This is a genomic window from Sphingobium sp. MP9-4, assembly GCF_005281675.1.
GTDB classification, from domain to species: Bacteria; Pseudomonadota; Alphaproteobacteria; order Sphingomonadales; family Sphingomonadaceae; genus Sphingobium; species Sphingobium yanoikuyae.
This window is the reverse complement of sequence record NZ_LUFI01000003.1, coordinates 98,316-113,552: the sequence shown is the minus strand read 5'-3', so window position 1 is coordinate 113,552 and position 15,237 is coordinate 98,316. Positions and strand designations below refer to the sequence as shown.

General features: G+C 64.2%; 18 protein-coding genes. 10 read left to right on the top strand and 8 right to left on the bottom strand.

The window, feature by feature from the left end; translation table 11 throughout:
• Window positions 1-116 precede the first annotated feature (116 nt).
• Window positions 117-791 carry a hypothetical protein gene (locus tag A0U87_RS02485; RefSeq protein ID WP_048936248.1) on the top strand — a complete coding sequence of 225 codons (675 nt, stop codon included), beginning with the start codon at window positions 117-119 and terminating at the stop codon, window positions 789-791.
• A 10-nt stretch (window positions 792-801) separates the two neighbouring features.
• A complete protein-coding gene (locus tag A0U87_RS02480) occupies window positions 802-1,206 on the top strand; it encodes a Rap1a/Tai family immunity protein (protein WP_048936249.1) in 405 nt (134 codons plus the stop codon).
• A 3-nt stretch (window positions 1,207-1,209) separates the two neighbouring features.
• Here A0U87_RS02480 and A0U87_RS02475 read toward each other — a convergent pair whose 3' ends face one another.
• The gene (locus A0U87_RS02475) at window positions 1,210-2,346 is read right to left on the bottom strand and encodes a nucleoside hydrolase (protein ID WP_048936250.1); all 1,137 of its coding nucleotides are present in this window, start codon (window positions 2,344-2,346) and stop codon (window positions 1,210-1,212) included.
• Window positions 2,347-2,396: 50 nt separating this feature from the next.
• Between A0U87_RS02475 and pip the strand changes: the two genes are divergently transcribed.
• Both pip and A0U87_RS02465 read left to right on the top strand, forming a co-directional pair.
• On the top strand, window positions 2,397-3,338 hold the full coding sequence (pip, locus tag A0U87_RS02470) for a prolyl aminopeptidase (RefSeq protein WP_048936251.1): 942 nt from the start codon (window positions 2,397-2,399) through the stop codon (window positions 3,336-3,338).
• Window positions 3,339-3,361: 23 nt separating this feature from the next.
• Window positions 3,362-3,676: a hypothetical protein gene (locus tag A0U87_RS02465; RefSeq protein ID WP_048936252.1), complete on the top strand. Its 315-nt coding sequence runs from the start codon at window positions 3,362-3,364 to the stop codon at window positions 3,674-3,676.
• A gap of 8 nt (window positions 3,677-3,684) precedes the next feature.
• Here A0U87_RS02465 and A0U87_RS02460 read toward each other — a convergent pair whose 3' ends face one another.
• The 4 genes from A0U87_RS02460 to A0U87_RS02445 form a co-directional block, all read right to left on the bottom strand.
• Window positions 3,685-4,005 carry a HigA family addiction module antitoxin gene (locus A0U87_RS02460; RefSeq protein WP_048936253.1) on the bottom strand — a complete coding sequence of 107 codons (321 nt, stop codon included), beginning with the start codon at window positions 4,003-4,005 and terminating at the stop codon, window positions 3,685-3,687.
• Window positions 3,980-4,261 carry a type II toxin-antitoxin system RelE/ParE family toxin gene (locus A0U87_RS02455; protein ID WP_080993506.1) on the bottom strand — a complete coding sequence of 94 codons (282 nt, stop codon included), beginning with the start codon at window positions 4,259-4,261 and terminating at the stop codon, window positions 3,980-3,982. Before A0U87_RS02455 ends, A0U87_RS02460 begins: the two co-directional genes overlap by 26 nt.
• Window positions 4,262-4,366: 105 nt before the next feature.
• The gene (gene uvrB, locus A0U87_RS02450) at window positions 4,367-6,550 is read right to left on the bottom strand and encodes an excinuclease ABC subunit UvrB (RefSeq protein WP_048936254.1); all 2,184 of its coding nucleotides are present in this window, start codon (window positions 6,548-6,550) and stop codon (window positions 4,367-4,369) included.
• A 50-nt stretch (window positions 6,551-6,600) separates the two neighbouring features.
• A complete protein-coding gene (locus A0U87_RS02445; RefSeq protein WP_048936441.1) occupies window positions 6,601-7,026 on the bottom strand; it encodes a hypothetical protein in 426 nt (141 codons plus the stop codon).
• A 213-nt stretch (window positions 7,027-7,239) separates the two neighbouring features.
• Here A0U87_RS02445 and A0U87_RS02440 point away from each other — a divergent pair, with 213 nt between their 5' ends.
• The 4 genes from A0U87_RS02440 to A0U87_RS02425 all read left to right on the top strand — a co-directional run bounded on the left by A0U87_RS02440 (window position 7,240) and on the right by A0U87_RS02425 (window position 9,630).
• Window positions 7,240-7,806 carry a DUF3617 domain-containing protein gene (locus A0U87_RS02440; RefSeq protein ID WP_048936255.1) on the top strand — a complete coding sequence of 189 codons (567 nt, stop codon included), beginning with the start codon at window positions 7,240-7,242 and terminating at the stop codon, window positions 7,804-7,806.
• Between the two features lie 11 nt (window positions 7,807-7,817).
• Entirely contained in the window at window positions 7,818-8,753 is a 936-nt protein-coding gene (locus A0U87_RS02435) for a hypothetical protein (RefSeq protein WP_234415657.1), read from the top strand.
• A 2-nt stretch (window positions 8,754-8,755) separates the two neighbouring features.
• Window positions 8,756-9,043, top strand: a complete 288-nt coding sequence (locus tag A0U87_RS02430) for an HNH endonuclease (RefSeq protein ID WP_048936257.1) — start codon at window positions 8,756-8,758, stop codon at window positions 9,041-9,043.
• A gap of 80 nt (window positions 9,044-9,123) precedes the next feature.
• A complete protein-coding gene (locus A0U87_RS02425; protein WP_004209910.1) occupies window positions 9,124-9,630 on the top strand; it encodes a DUF3617 domain-containing protein in 507 nt (168 codons plus the stop codon).
• Window positions 9,631-9,655: 25 nt separating this feature from the next.
• Here the strand turns inward: A0U87_RS02425 and A0U87_RS02420 are convergent, their stop codons facing one another.
• Together A0U87_RS02420 and A0U87_RS02415 are read right to left on the bottom strand one after the other, a co-directional pair.
• On the bottom strand, window positions 9,656-10,336 hold the full coding sequence (locus tag A0U87_RS02420; RefSeq protein WP_048936258.1) for an HPP family protein: 681 nt from the start codon (window positions 10,334-10,336) through the stop codon (window positions 9,656-9,658).
• A 99-nt stretch (window positions 10,337-10,435) separates the two neighbouring features.
• On the bottom strand, window positions 10,436-11,653 hold the full coding sequence (locus A0U87_RS02415) for an MBL fold metallo-hydrolase (RefSeq protein ID WP_048936259.1): 1,218 nt from the start codon (window positions 11,651-11,653) through the stop codon (window positions 10,436-10,438).
• Window positions 11,654-11,851: 198 nt separating this feature from the next.
• Between A0U87_RS02415 and A0U87_RS02410 the strand changes: the two genes are divergently transcribed.
• Window positions 11,852-13,312 (top strand): arylsulfatase, encoded by a 1,461-nt coding sequence (locus tag A0U87_RS02410; protein ID WP_048936260.1) that lies wholly within the window; start codon window positions 11,852-11,854, stop codon window positions 13,310-13,312.
• Between the two features lie 77 nt (window positions 13,313-13,389).
• Window positions 13,390-14,022 (top strand): MarC family protein, encoded by a 633-nt coding sequence (locus tag A0U87_RS02405; protein ID WP_137405196.1) that lies wholly within the window; start codon window positions 13,390-13,392, stop codon window positions 14,020-14,022.
• Window positions 14,023-14,078: 56 nt separating this feature from the next.
• Here the strand turns inward: A0U87_RS02405 and A0U87_RS02400 are convergent, their stop codons facing one another.
• Entirely contained in the window at window positions 14,079-15,167 is a 1,089-nt protein-coding gene (locus A0U87_RS02400) for a DUF2235 domain-containing protein (protein ID WP_048936261.1), read from the bottom strand.
• Window positions 15,168-15,237: the final 70 nt, after the last annotated feature.

The window sequence follows — 15,237 nt, the reverse complement described above, 5'->3', positions numbered from 1 at the left end:
ACGCAACTGATCACGTAGCCGATCAAGCTACCGATCCGGTCGGGCTGGTCCCGATCCCGTGCCGGCGCCCCCGCTTCATGGGGGGGCGCCGGCCCCATTCCCGGATAGGCTCCTCCATGCACAAATTCCCATGGGCGCTGGCGATGCTGGCGCTGTTCGGTGCCTCTCCCGCGCGGGCGGCCGCGCCAGAAGCGGCCGCGTCCGAGAAGCCAGCGCCTGAAACGCCGCGATCGCCCGATGCGCGCCGGGTGATCGACTGGATCGCCGCGACCGGCGACAATCATGGCCTGCCCTATGCCATTGTCGACAAGCAGGCGGCCCATGTCTTCCTGTTCGATGCCAAGGGGAAGGCGCTGGCCGATGCGCCGGTGCTGATCGGCATCGCGCCCGGAGACGATGCCACGCCCGGCGTCGGCAAGAAGAGCCTGGCGGAGATCGGCCCGGCGGAAAAGACCACGCCGGCCGGGCGTTTTCTCGCCAAATTCGGCCTTGCGGCGGGCAAGCAACGCGTGCTGTGGGTCGATTATGCGACCTCGGTCGCGATGCACACCATCCCCAAGGGCAATCCCAAGGAAAAGCGGCGCGAGCGCATGCTGTCGCCCACGATCGACGATAATCGCATCACCTTTGGCTGCATCAACGTGCCGATCGCCTTCTATAATCGCGGCCTGCGCCCGCAATTTCTGAAAAAGGGCGGCTATGTCTATGTGCTGCCGGACACAAAGTCGCTCGAAGCGGTTTTCCCTCCCCTGCATGTCCAGTCTTATCGGAAGGCGGACGCATCCTCATAAGGCGGGAGCCATGCGCATGATGATCCGGAGGGCAAGCGGCCTGATACTGGTTGCGGCGGCGGGCCTGTCGCCGGGCAGCGCACAGGCTGGCTTTTATTCGGGCGAGGCGCTGCTGGAAAGCTGCACCGCCGACCGCAATGCCAAGGATTTTTTCGAGAAGAGCTATGAATGCGTCGGCTATGTCGCCGGCGCGGTCGATGCGTTCAACACCACGCGCGAGGTGAATGGTCTCAAAAGCTGCATCCCCGCCGATGTGACGCTCAACCAGCTGAAGGGCGCCACCGTCGACTATCTGCGCGCCAATCCGGACAAGCGCAGCCAGTCCGCCTCCGCTCTGGTCTTCACCGCTACGCGCCAGGCCTGGCCCTGCCCCAAGGCGAAGGCCAGGTCTGGCGTGAAGAAAAAGCGGAAATAGCGCTTATTTCGCGGCCTTGCCGATGGGCCGCATATAGAGGCGCGCCATCGCTGCCTCCATCTTCGCCCGGTCGACCGACAGGATCACGCGCTGCGCCTGCTCGCCCAGATGCGGGCGATAGGATTCCGTCCAGGACAGCGTGTCACCATAGGCCGCGGTCTGGCTGGTCTCGAAATCGACCCACAAAGTCTCGTCCTTCGTCACGATCTCCGGATTGAGCCAGGCCATGGCGACGATCTCGTCCCACATCGGATAGCCCGGCTCCAGCCCGGTCTGGAACAGATCGGTCAGCGGCGTGTGGGCGGGCTTCAGCCCGTCGAGGAAGGCGCGGGTCCACTGTGTGCCGGTGGACGGATCGACCGGGATCATCATGATCTTCTTCCACGGCGCATGGGCAAAGATCTTGGCCGCTTCGGGATCCCAGCGAATGTTGAATTCGCGGCGCGGCGAGTTGACGAATTCGCGGGCAAACTGCTCGGCCGATGGCCCTTCCAGCACCTGATGCGGCGCCAGGCTGCCGCCCATATAGAGGATTTCCTTCACATTGGCGGCGAAGCTGGGGTCCAGGCTCTGGGCGATGGCGATATTGGTCATCGGCCCGGTCGCGAACAGGGTGATCTCGCCCGGATGCGCCTTCACCATCCGCACCAGGAAGGCGGCGGCAATCTCGGCGCTGGGCTTCGTCCTGGGGTTGCCGATCGGCAGGTCGGGCACCTTGGTCGGATCGGTCGATCCGGGATGCTCCTGGATCGTGTCGCCCGGCCAGTAATCGGTCCATGGCCCCTTGAACACCAGCCGGCCATATTGGCCTTCCCAGCGCTTGGTCGCCTCGGCGCTGTTGAGCAGCGGGAAGGTCGCGCCGGGCACCACCGGCACGTCGGTCCGGCCCAATATCTCCAGCGTGCGCAGCGCATAGGCGGTCGCCGTGTCGCGCCACACCGATCCGCTGGTGGTGGTGATGCCCAGCACCTCGACATCTGGGCTTTGCAGCAACAGCAGCGGCACGCCGTTGAGGCCGATCATGTCGTCGTCGACGATCACCAGCCGCTTGGGGCTTGCCGGCGCGGCGGGCTTCGCATTCGCGCCCTGCACGCCCAGCATCAGCGCCAGCGCGCCCAGCATGATCTTCATCGTCCGCATTGCGTCAAACCCCCATTTCGCTTCGTCCCGCCGCCTGTTAGGACGGTGTCATGCGCAGCCTCTATCCGCCGATTGAACCCTACGCCACTGGTCATCTTGACGTAGGCGATGGCCACAGCCTCTATTGGGAACGGTCCGGCACGCCCGGCGCCAAGCCCGCAGTCTTCCTGCATGGCGGGCCGGGCGGCGGCATATCGCCCGATCATCGCCGCCTGTTCGACCCCACCCGTTATGACGTGCTGCTGTTCGACCAGCGCGGCTGCGGTCGATCGACCCCGCATGCCCATCTCGACGCCAACACCACCTGGCATCTGGTCGCCGATATCGAGCGCTTGCGCGCGATGATGGGCGTCGACCAGTGGCTGGTCTTCGGCGGCAGCTGGGGATCGACCTTGGCGCTCGCCTATGCGCAGGCGCATGTCGCGCGCGTGTCGGAGCTGGTGCTGCGCGGCATCTTCACCATCCGCCAGTCAGAGATCGACTGGTATTATCAACAGGGCGCCAGCCGCATCTATCCCGACAAGTGGGAACGCTTTGTCGCGCCGATTCCCGAAGGCGAGCGCGACGACATGGTCGGCGCCTATCGCCGCATCCTGACCGGTGATGATCGCGCCGCGCAGGTCGCCGCCGCCAAGGCCTGGAGCGTCTGGGAGGGCGAGACCATCCGCCTGCTGCCCGACGAGGCGCTGTCCGCCACCCATGAGGGCGATGATTTCGCGCTCGCCTTTGCCCGGATCGAAAATCATTATTTCGTCCATCGCGGCTGGCTGGAAGATGGCCAGTTGATCCGCGAGGCGAGCAAGCTGGCCGGCATCCCCGGCGTCATCGTTCAGGGCCGCTATGACATGGCCTGCCCGGCCGAAACCGCCTGGGCACTGCACCGCGCCTGGCCGCAGGCGCGCTTCGAAATGATCGAAGGCGCCGGTCATGCGTTCAACGAACCGGGCATATTGGACGCGCTGATCCGCGCGACCGACGGATTTGCTGCATGATGGAAGGAAAAGACGTGCGGACTATGATGTTGCTGGCGACGGCGCTGTTTCTCGCCTCCTGTGGCGGCGGCGATGAGGGGGCGGCGGTCGAGAACCGGAACATGCCCGAAACCGGCGCAGCGGCTGAAGTCGCCAAGCTCGACCCCGACCTGCGCAACGGCGTGCTGGAAAAGGCGATCAAGGCATCGGGCGTCGCCTGCCCCTCGGTCACCGGCTCGGAACGCGCCGAAATCCGGCCGGGCGTCAAGGGCTGGAAGGCCCAGTGCGACAACCAGACCGCGCACCTGATCGAAATCCTGCCCGATGGCACCGCGAAGGTGACCAGCCGGACGCATTGAACATTAGTTTAGGCTGCGCGGCGACTGATCCGCGCCAACTCGCTACCATGAACGCGGCGCTCTTCCTCCAGATCGAAATCGATCTGGAGGCCAAGGAAGAAGCCCTCGCTCACGCCGAAATACCGCGCCAGGCGCAGGTCGATATTGGCATCGATCGGCGCCTTTTCTGCCAGGATCGCTTCCAGCCGCTGCACTGCAATGCCAGCGCCATCGACCACTTCATTCATCGGTACATCGCTGCCGATCAGGAAATCCTCGCGCAGGATCGCGCCGGGATGGATATTGTCCAGCCGGTCCTCATCCTCAATGATAGTCCTCGATTCGGACATTCTCCGCGCCTCCGTCGGACCAGTTGAAGGTGATGCGCCACTGGTCGTTGATCCGCAGACTATATCGTGAAGGGGTAAAGCCTTTCAACTGCTCGAACCGATTTCCCGTCGGAACCCGCAGATCGTAGAGATTGAGTGTCCGATGAATCTGCCGCAGCTTACGCCGAGCCGTCTGTTGAATGTCCGGCGGCAGGCGTCGGCTACGTTGGCCAAGCCAGATTTTTTCGGTCTCGGGATCGGCGAAGAAGCGGATCATGGCGGTATATCCCCACAGGACGACAATCTAATCTGGCGCAACCTGCAGCAGATTTGAATCGACGTTTATACCCCTCAGGGCGCCCGTCCTCTTGGGGGTTTTCCTCTAACGCCCGAACTTCCGCGTCGTCTTCCCGAACCGGCCTTTCCGCGTCCCCGGCTTGCCCTCGGTCGCGCGGCCGCGCGGGGCGGCCACCTGCTGGTCCGCTGGCAGGCCCAGTTCTTCCGCCTCCAGCTTGCGGATCTCGTCACGGATGCGGCCGGCTTCCTCGAACTCCAGGTCTGCCGCCGCCGCGCGCATCTTCTTCTCCAGATCCTCGATATAGGCGCGCAGATTATGGCCGACGAGATGCGGGCGATCCTCCAGCCCGGTCTCGACCGTGACCTGATCCTTGGACGCCACATGGGCGATGATGTCGCCGATATTCTTCTTCACGGTGAAGGGCGTGATGCCATGCGCATCATTATAGGCCTGCTGCTTTTCGCGGCGGCGTGACGTCTCGTTGAGCGCGCGCTCCATGCTGCCCGTCACCCGGTCGGCATAGAGGATGACGCGGCCGTCGACATTGCGGGCGGCGCGGCCGATCGTCTGGATCAGCGATGTCTCGCTACGCAAAAAGCCTTCCTTGTCCGCGTCGAGGATCGCCACCAGCCCGCATTCGGGAATGTCCAGCCCCTCGCGCAGCAGGTTGATGCCGATCAGCACGTCATAGACGCCCAGGCGAAGATCGCGGATCAGCTCGATACGCTCCAGCGTCTCGACGTCGCTGTGCATGTAGCGGACCTTGATCCCCGCCTCATGCATGAATTCGGTCAGATCCTCGGCCATCCGCTTGGTGAGCGTGGTGACGAGCGTGCGATATCCCTGGGCCGCGACCTTGCGGCATTCGTTGATCAGGTCGTCGACCTGGTCCTCGACCGGCTTGATCTCGACCGGCGGGTCGATGAGGCCGGTGGGGCGGATCACCTGCTCGCTGAACACGCCGCCGGTCTGCTCCATCTCCCACGGGCCGGGCGTCGCCGACACGCTCACCGTTTGCGGGCGCATCGCATCCCATTCGTTGAAGCGCAGCGGCCGGTTGTCGATGCAACTCGGCAAACGGAAGCCATATTCGGCCAGCGTGATCTTGCGCCGGTGGTCGCCCCGCGCCATCGCGCCGATCTGCGGCACGGTCTGGTGGCTTTCATCCACGAACAGCACGGCATTTTCGGGCAGATATTCAAACAGCGTCGGCGGCGGTTCGCCGGGCAGGCGGCCGGTCAGGAAGCGGCTGTAATTCTCGATCCCCGCGCAGCTGCCGGTCGCCGCGATCATCTCCAGATCGAAATTGGTGCGCTGTTCCAGCCGCTGCGCCTCCAGCAGCTTGCCCTCGGCCTCCAGTTCCTTCAGCCGCTCGGTCAGCTCGAAACGGATCGCCTCCATCGCCTGCTTCAAGGTCGGGCCGGGGGTCACATGGTGGCTGTTGGGAAAGACCTTCACATAATCGAGGCTGGCGACCTTCCTGCCGGACAGCGGATCAAACTCGACAATCTCCTCGATCTCGTCGCCGAAGAAGCTGATGCGCCAGGCCGTGTCCTCATAATGGGACGGGAAAATCTCCAGATTGTCGCCCTTCACGCGGAAATTGCCGCGCGCGAAACCGGCATCGTTGCGCTTATACTGCAGCGCCACCAGCTTGCGGATGATCTCGCGCTGGTCCTCGATCCCGCCCTTCTTCATGGAGAAGGTCATGGCCGAATAGGTTTCGACCGACCCGATGCCGTACAGGCAGGAGACGGACGCGACGATGATGACATCGTCCCGCTCCAGCAGCGCACGGGTGGCCGAATGGCGCATCCGGTCGATGCTTTCGTTTACCGAGCTTTCCTTCTCGATATAGGTGTCCGACCGCGCGACATAGGCTTCGGGCTGATAATAGTCGTAATAGCTGACGAAATATTCGACGGCATTGTCGGGGAAGAAGCTCTTGAACTCGCCATAGAGCTGCGCCGCCAATATCTTGTTGGGCGCCAGGATCAGCGCTGGCCGCTGCAGCGCCTCGATCGTCTTGGCCATGGTGAAGGTTTTGCCGGACCCGGTGACGCCCAGCAGCACTTGGTCCTTCTCGCCCTGCTTGGCCGCCGCCACCAGTTCGGCGATCGCGGTCGGCTGGTCGCCCGATGGTTCATAGTCGCTGACCAGGGTGAAGGGGCGTCCACCCTCGCTCTTCTCCGGGCGCGCGGGCCGGTGCGGCACGAAGTCCTGGCCGGTTTCGGGTTCGTCAAGGCTGGTGCGGATCTGAATCGACATGGGCGTAATATGGGGCCTTTGGGCAAGGGCGCAATCCGCGCCCTGGCAAGTCAGGGCTGCAATTCGAACGCGCTCTTGGGCGGCGGCGGATAGATCACCGGCTTGTCACCGAACCGCGCGCGCAGGACAGTCTCGCGGCGCTCGTCATCGACAATCTCGACATTCACTTCTTCAGGATATTTCAGGCTGACATGAAATTTCCTGTCTCTGACCTCATATTCCAACACTGACCAGCGCATGTTGGGGTCGTCGGGTTCCAGATACCAGGCTTCCCAAAGCATATCGCTGAGATTTGTGTCGCGCGGATTATAATAACGAACGACGTCGCCTTCATCTTTGAAAACGCTGGGGCTTACCCAACCGTCTCCGATTTCCACATACAGAAACACGCCATCTGGATCGCCTCCGACCAAGCTGGCCAATTCTTGACCGATCTCGTTCATGAGCGGTCCCAGGGTGTCGAGTTTATCGCTCATGAAGCCGGCCCTTTCTTTGGTCATCGGCACGCCGCGCAGTCATGAACGTAACATCTAGCATCAATTTGAGAACAAAAAAAGAACGGATGGACGTTCATCAACGCCCCGCCACCCCGGATCGCAATAATCCCGATATCCAGACCCGCCGCCGCTTGCTAAGTCTGGGCCAGATAAAGGGTCGCTTCTGCCAAGACATGCCAGGGGAAGCCGGTGATGACCAAAGCCTTGACCAACGGCCTGCTGGCCTGCGCGCTCGCGGCGCTGGCCGGATGCAACAAGCCGCCCGCCAGCCAGGACACACAGATCGCCGCGACCGACGCGATGAGCCATGACGCCGCCGTCACGCAGATCGAGAAGGTGCAGCTCAAGCCTGGCCAGTGGGAAGGCCGCTTCGTGATGGAGCGGATCGACATGAGCGGCGGGGAGGCGATGCCCGCGGCGGCGCGCCAGCAGATGCAGCAGGCGATGAACCGCACCCTGCGCTATTGCGTCACGCCCGAGCAGGCCGCCCATCCCGATGGCCGCGCCTTTTCCGGCGATCCGGGCAAGGATTGCCGCTACAGCGACTTCGCCGTGCGCGGCGGCACGGTGAAGGGCAATGTCACCTGCCGTCGCGATAGCGGCACCAGCAGCATGACGATGGCCGGCATCTATGCGCCCGACAGCTATGCGGTACAGATGGACATGCGGCAGACCGACTTGCCCAATGGCGTCGAGATGGCGATGAAGGCAAGGTCGGAGGGCCGCTGGATCGGCCCGGACTGTTCGGAGGGTCAATGACGATGCGAACAATGCAAGTCTTGTCGGCATTGCTGGCGCTGCTGCCGCTCCCACTTCAGGCACAACAGCCGGTCGATGACGGCGGCGGCGACACAATCGTGGTCGACGGTCAGCGCCTGACCCGTCAGGAGGTGCGAGAGAGGGCATCCGGCTTCGTTCGCACCCTGGGCGTGGTTCAGGGTGATCGGGGCATCGCCCGCTGGATAGAGCCGGTCTGCCCCCAGGTCCGGGGGGTCGCGTCGGATATCGCCGGCCTGGTCGAAACCAAGGTCCGCAAGATTGCGACCAGCATCGGCGCGCCCCTGGCCAAGGGCGAATGTGAAACCAATTTTCTGATCGTCTTCGTCGATGACGGACGCGAAATGGCCAGGCAGGTATCGGCGCGTAAATCCAACAGCATGTCCCAATTGCATGGGGCCGAACGGCGCGACGTCGAAAATGGCGATGCCCCGATCCGCTGGTGGTACACGATCGCTACGGGCAGCAGCACCGGCGGCAAGGCGGATTCCGTGGCGCCCTCTGCCAGTGTCGGCAATAGTGAGGGGGGTGGTTCCGCCCTCCCTGACGGTGTTCCTACCGTCAACGGCTTTTCCTCCAGCCTGATCCGGCCGATAGGAATTCGCTCGATCGATACCGCGACGATCCTGATCGACGTCAATCGCGCCGAAGGCATTTCGCTGACGGCCGCCGCCGCCTATGCAGCCTTTGTCGGCCTTGCCGAGGTGAAGGGACGGGCGGCACCGCCGGTGTCGTCGATCCTCAATATCTTTGGCGACGGGGCGCAGGCTGGCGACCTGACCTTCTGGGACAACCAGTTTCTCGACCAGCTTTATGATCTGCCGCTCAACCGGTGGGGGCGAGTGCATCGGGGCTATCTGGTCCGGGCGATCGGTGAGGCTGAGGGCGAGGATGTCGAGGAAGGCGCAACCGGGCCGGTCGAGCCCTAATCCTGGCTGACTGGACACCCTGCTGGCTCTGCGCCCGGCCGCTCGGCGCGCGGATCGAATGGCATCATCCCGTGCCCAAGAGCCGGGGCGGGCGACAGATGGTGCCGGTGCATCCGATCTGCCACCGCACCATCCATGCCACCCTGTCCAACGCGGAGTTGGCGCGTGCCTATGCCGACGCCATGGCCTTGCGGAGCCATCCCGCCATCGCCCGTTTCCTCGCCTGGATCGCCGACAAGCCGGCCGATTTCCATGCGCCCACCCTGTCGGCCGGACGCCGACGGCGATGAAGGGACGGGCGCAACATTTCTACTTGCGCCCGCGCGCGCATCGGTAGAGCGTGCCGCCGTGGAACGAACGGGGAGAGGATATGCGTGACATTCTGACGCTGGGCGGCTTGCTGGCCACCAGCCTGACCCTTGCCGCCTGCGGCAGCGAACCGGCCGCTCCGCCCGCGCAGGAGGAGGAGGCCGCGCCGGCGATGATGAAGAGCGGGCAATGGACGCTCAGCCGCAAGACCACCGGCTACAACACCCCCACCGTCACGGCGGAGGAATATCAGGCCGCGCTCAAGCAGGTGAGCGAGGACAAGATCTGCATCAAGGTCGATGCCGCCGGCGTGCCCGACGCCGATGCGCTAGCCGGGGCGGAAGGCAGCGACTGCAGCTACAAGGACAAGATGGTGCGCAAGGGCCGGTTGATCGCGACCCTTGCCTGCAAGGCCGGCGCCGGCACCTCCGAAATCGTGGTCGAGGGCAATTTTACCGAGGATACGCTGACCTTCGGCACCACCATGACCAAGACGCAGGGCGGCAAGCCGGTGCTGCGCACCACCCACGACCTGTCCGGCAAGCGCGACGGCGACTGCCCGGCCTGACCGGCGGCGCCGATCCGGGTGGGCCTCAGTCCGCCCGGCGGGCCTGGGCGTGGATTTCCGCCCGCGACAGCAGCAGGTCCAAATCGGCGCGGCTGATGTCGAAATTGTCGGGCAGTTCGGCCAGCGCCTGGTCGATATCCTCCAGATGAAAGCCCGCCTCCGCGCGTATCTTTTCGGCGATCACTGGCGGCGCGACCGGCTGGTGCGGATAGCTGTGGCCCGACAGGCGGTGGAAGAAGAGGCCGAGGGACACCAGAGCGATCGAATTGATCCCGACCGGCGCAAAGGCGAAGGCATAGCCGGCATCATGAATGCCCTGGCTGCCGATCACCGCGGTCAGCGCGGCGGCGCCGCCGGGCGGATGCAGGCAGCGCAGCAGGCTCATCAATATTATCGCCAGGCCCACCGCCACGCCGGCCGCGACCATCATGTCGGGGATCAGCTGATAGGCGGCGACGCCGATCAGGCTGGACAGGATATTGCCGCCCACCACCGACCAGGGCTGGGCCAGCGGGCTCGCCGGCACGGCGAAGATCAGCACCGCCGACGCGCCCAGCGGCGCGACGATGATCGGCAGGTCGCCGGCATGCAGCGGCAACTGGCTGCACACCAATATGGTCAGGCTGATGCCGATCGCCGCGCCCAGGCCCGCGATCATCCGGTCGATCGGGCGGGCACCGGCCAGCAGCGGCTTGAAAAGATTCATTGCGGATTCCTTTGGTGCAGCCCCATGCGCCGCCACGGGCGAAAAGGCCACCCCAGTTTTTCTTGGCCCCAATATCGCCCGGAGTCGCCCGAGGGCCGCTTATTCCAGCGCGTCGATCGCCCGCTGGTCGCAATGCCTGGCGCCGCGCGGCACCGGGCTGACATTGGGCACCAGCAGCGCCTGGCCGATCCGCACCGGGGCGAAGCGCTTTCGCTCTATCCCTTCGCAGCGCAGATATTGCTCCAGCATCCGCGGCGGCGTGTCGCGCTTCTCGTAGGAGAGGCGGAAGGTGCCCCAGTGGATCGGGATCGCGGTCGAAGCGCCCAGCCGCTCGAACAGTTCGACCGCGCGGCGCGGGCCGATATGCGCGTCCGATTCCATCTGCCCCGGCCAGAAGCGGAAAGCGCCGATCGGGATCAGCGCCAGACGTATCGGCCCGAACCGCGTCGCATCGCCGGTCCAGCCCATGTCGCCCGCGCCGGTGTCACCGGCAAAATAGATATTGCCCGCCCGCGTCTCGATCAGGAAGCTCGACCAGAGCGCCCGGTTGCGGTCGGTGAACCAGCGGCTGCTCCAATGATGGTTGCGCGTCGCATGGACCCGATAGTCCGGGCAATGCTCGTAATTCTCGCACTGGATCACCGCTTCGGGCACCAGTCCGTTCAACTGCGCGCCGGTCACCGACTGACCCCAGTCGAGCGCTACCGACGCGATGCCGTTCGCCTTCAATATCGTGTCATTGCCCAGCGCCGTGACGATCCTGGGCCGGTCGCGCTGCCACAATGCCTTCAGCGTCGGGATATCCAGATGGTCATAATGATTATGGCTGATGACGATCAGGTCGATCCTGGGCAGATCCTTCATCCTAATGCCCGGCTCCGCGACCCGTTTGGGGCCCAGCGGCGGAAAGGGGCTGGCATGGTCGGACCAGATCGGATCGGTCAATATGTTGATGCCCGCCGCCTGCACCAGCACGGTCGCATGGCCGACCCAGGTGGCGACCATGCCGCGCGGCGCGGCAAAGGGGGCGGGGCGCGCCGGTTTCACCGCCACCGCATCGGGCCAGTCGGGGCGATCGTCATTGCCCAGCAGCCAGCGGGCGATGAAGCCCTGGCGACTGGTGCCGGGCGGGGCGGGCATGTCGATCGCGCCATCGGGGTTGAAGAAGCGGGCGCCGTCATAATGGCGGCTCGCCGGTCCCTCATAATAGATGCGGTCGAGGAAGGGCGGCACAATCACCGTCGCCAGACAGGCGGCGATCAGCAGGAACAGCAGCGCGACACCGACAGCCTTCATCATTGCAACCGCGCGCGCCATGCCTGCTCCCATGCCCGTCATCGCGCCGCCATAGCGGACCGGCGGGGCAGGGCAAGGCCTCCCTATTGACCCTGACCCATGTTGGCGAGTGCGCCATTCCCGGCCTCGGGCTCAAGGATAACCCCGATACCAACCGGCCCATCGCCGACCTAGCCTTGCGCCGTTCGTCTTCCCCGGTCTGACTCGCAGGAGCATCGCATGAGCAAAAAGCCGAATATTCTCATCATTTGGGGCGATGACGTCGGGATGTGGAATCTCAGCTGCTATCATCGCGGCATGATGGGCGGCTCGACCCCCAATATCGATCGCATCGCGAAGAAGGGCATGATCTTCATGGATCATTATGCCCAGGCCTCCTGCACCGCCGGCCGCGCCGCCTTCATCACCGGCCAATATCCGATCCGCGTCGGCCTCAGCACCGTCGGCCTCGCCGGCGCGCCGCAGGGCATGCAGAAGGAAGATCCCACGATCGCAGAACTGCTCAAGCCCCATGGCTATGCCACCGGCCAGTTCGGCAAGAACCATCTGGGCGACCGGGACGAGCATCTGCCGACCGCGCATGGCTTCGACGAATTTTTCGGCATCCTCTATCACCTCAATGCCGGCCAATATTCGGAAGAATATGATTATCCCAAGGATCCCGAAGTGGCGAAGGCCTTCGCCTGGCGCGGCGTGATCCACAGCAAGGCCGACGGCAAGGGGGGCCAGTCGATCGAGGACAAGGGGCCTTTCGGTTCCGAGCGGCAGAAGACGCTCGACAATGAATTCATGGTCGAATCCAAGCGCTTCATCACCGACGCGGTGAAGGCCGACAAGCCCTTCTTCGTCTGGCACAACACGACGCGCATGCATTACCAGACCCACCTGCCGCCCGAATATGACGGCGTCACCGGCTATGGTCTCTATGCCGACGGCGTGAAGCAGATGGACGATCATGTCGGCGAACTGCTCGACCTGCTCGAAGAACTGGGCGTGGCCGACGACACGTTCGTCATGTTCTCGACCGACAATGGCGCGGCCTCCAATTCGTGGCCCGATGGCGGCAACCAGCCCTTCCGCGGCGAAAAGGGCGTCGGCGGCTATGAAGGCGGCTTCCGCGTGCCCTGCGTCGTCAGCTGGCCCGGCCATGTGCAGGAAAATGTCGCCACTGGCGAGTTCATGGCGATGGAGGACTGGATGCCCACCATCCTGTCCGCGCTGGGCGAGCCGGAGCTCAAGGATGAACTGCTCAAGGGCAAGACCATCGGCAGCGTGACCTACAAGGTCCATCTCGACGGCTATGACCAGACCGAATTGCTCAGCGGCAAGGGCAAGTCGAAGCGCAAGGATTTCTACTATTTCACGGAAACCACGCTGCACGGCCTGCGCTATGGCGACTGGAAGTTCCTGTTCAAGACGCAGGACAAATGGTTCAACGGCATTCAGGAAAATCTGAACACGCCGCTCATCACCAATTTGAAGCTCGATCCGTTCGAGCGTTTCCATGAAGCGCGCGGCTTCGACGAGTGGCAGGAAAACCGATCCTGGACGCTGGCGCCGGCCACCGCGCAGATCGCAAAATTCATGAAGTCGCTTCAGGAATATCCGCCGCGCATCAAGAGCCTAGATTTCGATCTGGATGCGATGGTGGCGGACGCATCGGCCTCGCAAGCGCGCTGATCGCGACAGGCATGAAGCGGATGCCGCAGGGGCCCGAACTGCGGCATCCGATGGTTCGGCAGATAGGGGTGCGTGCCATGAATGATCTGAGTTTCGTCCTGGTCATCTTCTTCGTCACATTAGGACCGATCAAGGTGATCGCCGCCTTTGCCCAGTTGACCAGCCAGTTGCCCGATGGGGAGCGGCGCGCGCTGGCGCTCCGGTCGACCCTGATCGCCACGGCCGTCGGCTTCCTCATCCTGTTCATCGGCGACAATCTGCGCCAGAATTGGCAGATCGCATCGCCCGATCTGTTGCTGACCGGCGGCGTGCTGCTGCTGATCGGCGCGCTGGAGGCGGTCAAGAATGCGCAGCACGCCCCTGCGCCCGATGCGCCGCCGACCTCGGCCAAGGGGCTGGCCATGTCGCCGGTGACCTTCCCGATCATCATCACGCCCTATGGTATCGTGGCGCTGCTGCTGTTCGCGGCCGTGGCTGGCGATACCCTGACCTTCCTGACCGGCGTGTTCGGGATTTTCCTGGGCATGATGGTGGCCGATTTTCTGGCGATGATCTTTGCCCGCCAGTTGCTGGGCTTCATCCACGCCGGAACGCTGATGGCGTTCGGCTGGATGATCGCGGTGCTGCAGGCGGCGCTGGCGATCCACGCGATCATGTCGGGCCTGCAGCAATATGGCGTCGTGCCCGGATCGCTTCCCGTCGTCCCTTGATGCGACGGGGTGGCGGATCAGGCGCCGGCCGGCCCTGATCCGCCCCTTTTTGCGTGTTATGGCTGCAGCATGTCGGGCTTGCGCTTCGCCAGGTCGACCAGCGCCGCCGGCCGCCATTCGGGCAGCTTGTGCCAGCGTTCGATCGCCGCATCGGACAGGGCTTCATTGGTCCGCCCGGCGTCATGCGGCACGTCGATCGCACGCTCGCCCGATCCGAACAGGCGATAGAAGAAGGTCTGGGATTCGCTGACCGGGCCCAGCGGATCGGGATGGTGCGGCGGGAAACCGGGCGGCACCAGCCCGAACGGATCATCCACCGCCAGTCCCGCGAGCCGCGCGCGCGCCACCATCCATTCCAGTGCGATATCCGACAGGGCGGAATCGGGATTGCCGCCGCCGACATCGGCATGGCAGCCGGGGAACCAGCATTGCTCGACATGCTGGCCTGCGCCCTGCCCCTCGGGGATCGTCCACAATGTCGGCAGGAACGGCTTGCGATGCTCGTCGATCGCCACCGCATGAAAGGCGAAGGCGACGCTCGATGACAGGTCGGTGTCGTGAAATTCCCGGTTCACCCGGAACAGATGCTTCAATATCCCCTGGAACAAGGTGTTGGGCACGCCCAGCGACCCGACCGTGTCCCACACGCCGACGCACCGGATCGGCGTGCCGTCGGACCAGGCATAGCTTTGCCGGAACAGGCGCGACGCCTCCGATCGTGGCGCGCGGGTTCCGTCGCGCGAACGATAGAGCGCGAAGGCATCGGGGATCAGGCTTTCATGCTCGGGCCGTAATATGCCGGAATTGCGCACGAAACCGGCCAGCGACCGGGCGGTATAGGCGCCCCGGCTGAAGCCGAAGAAATAGAGCTGGTCGCCCGGCTGATAGGTGCGCACCAGCCAGGCATAGCAGGACAGCAGGATGCGGCTGATGCCATAGCCGGTGGCCCCGTCGATCAGCCGCTTGGTCCGCGACGCCATCGACCCGATGCCATTATGATAGAAGACGCGCTGCGCCGTGCCGTCCTCCGCCATCGCGGGGATCAGGCTTGCCAGCTTCACCACATTGGTCGGGCAGGGCTTGCCCTGCTCATTATGGTCGGGCTCGTTCCAGGTGCCGTCGCAACAGACCACGATGCGCTTCATCCGTGCCTCCCCATCGGCAGGAAAATGGCCGCCCTGCTCTATCGGGCGGGCGGCCATGGTCGCTGCGGGG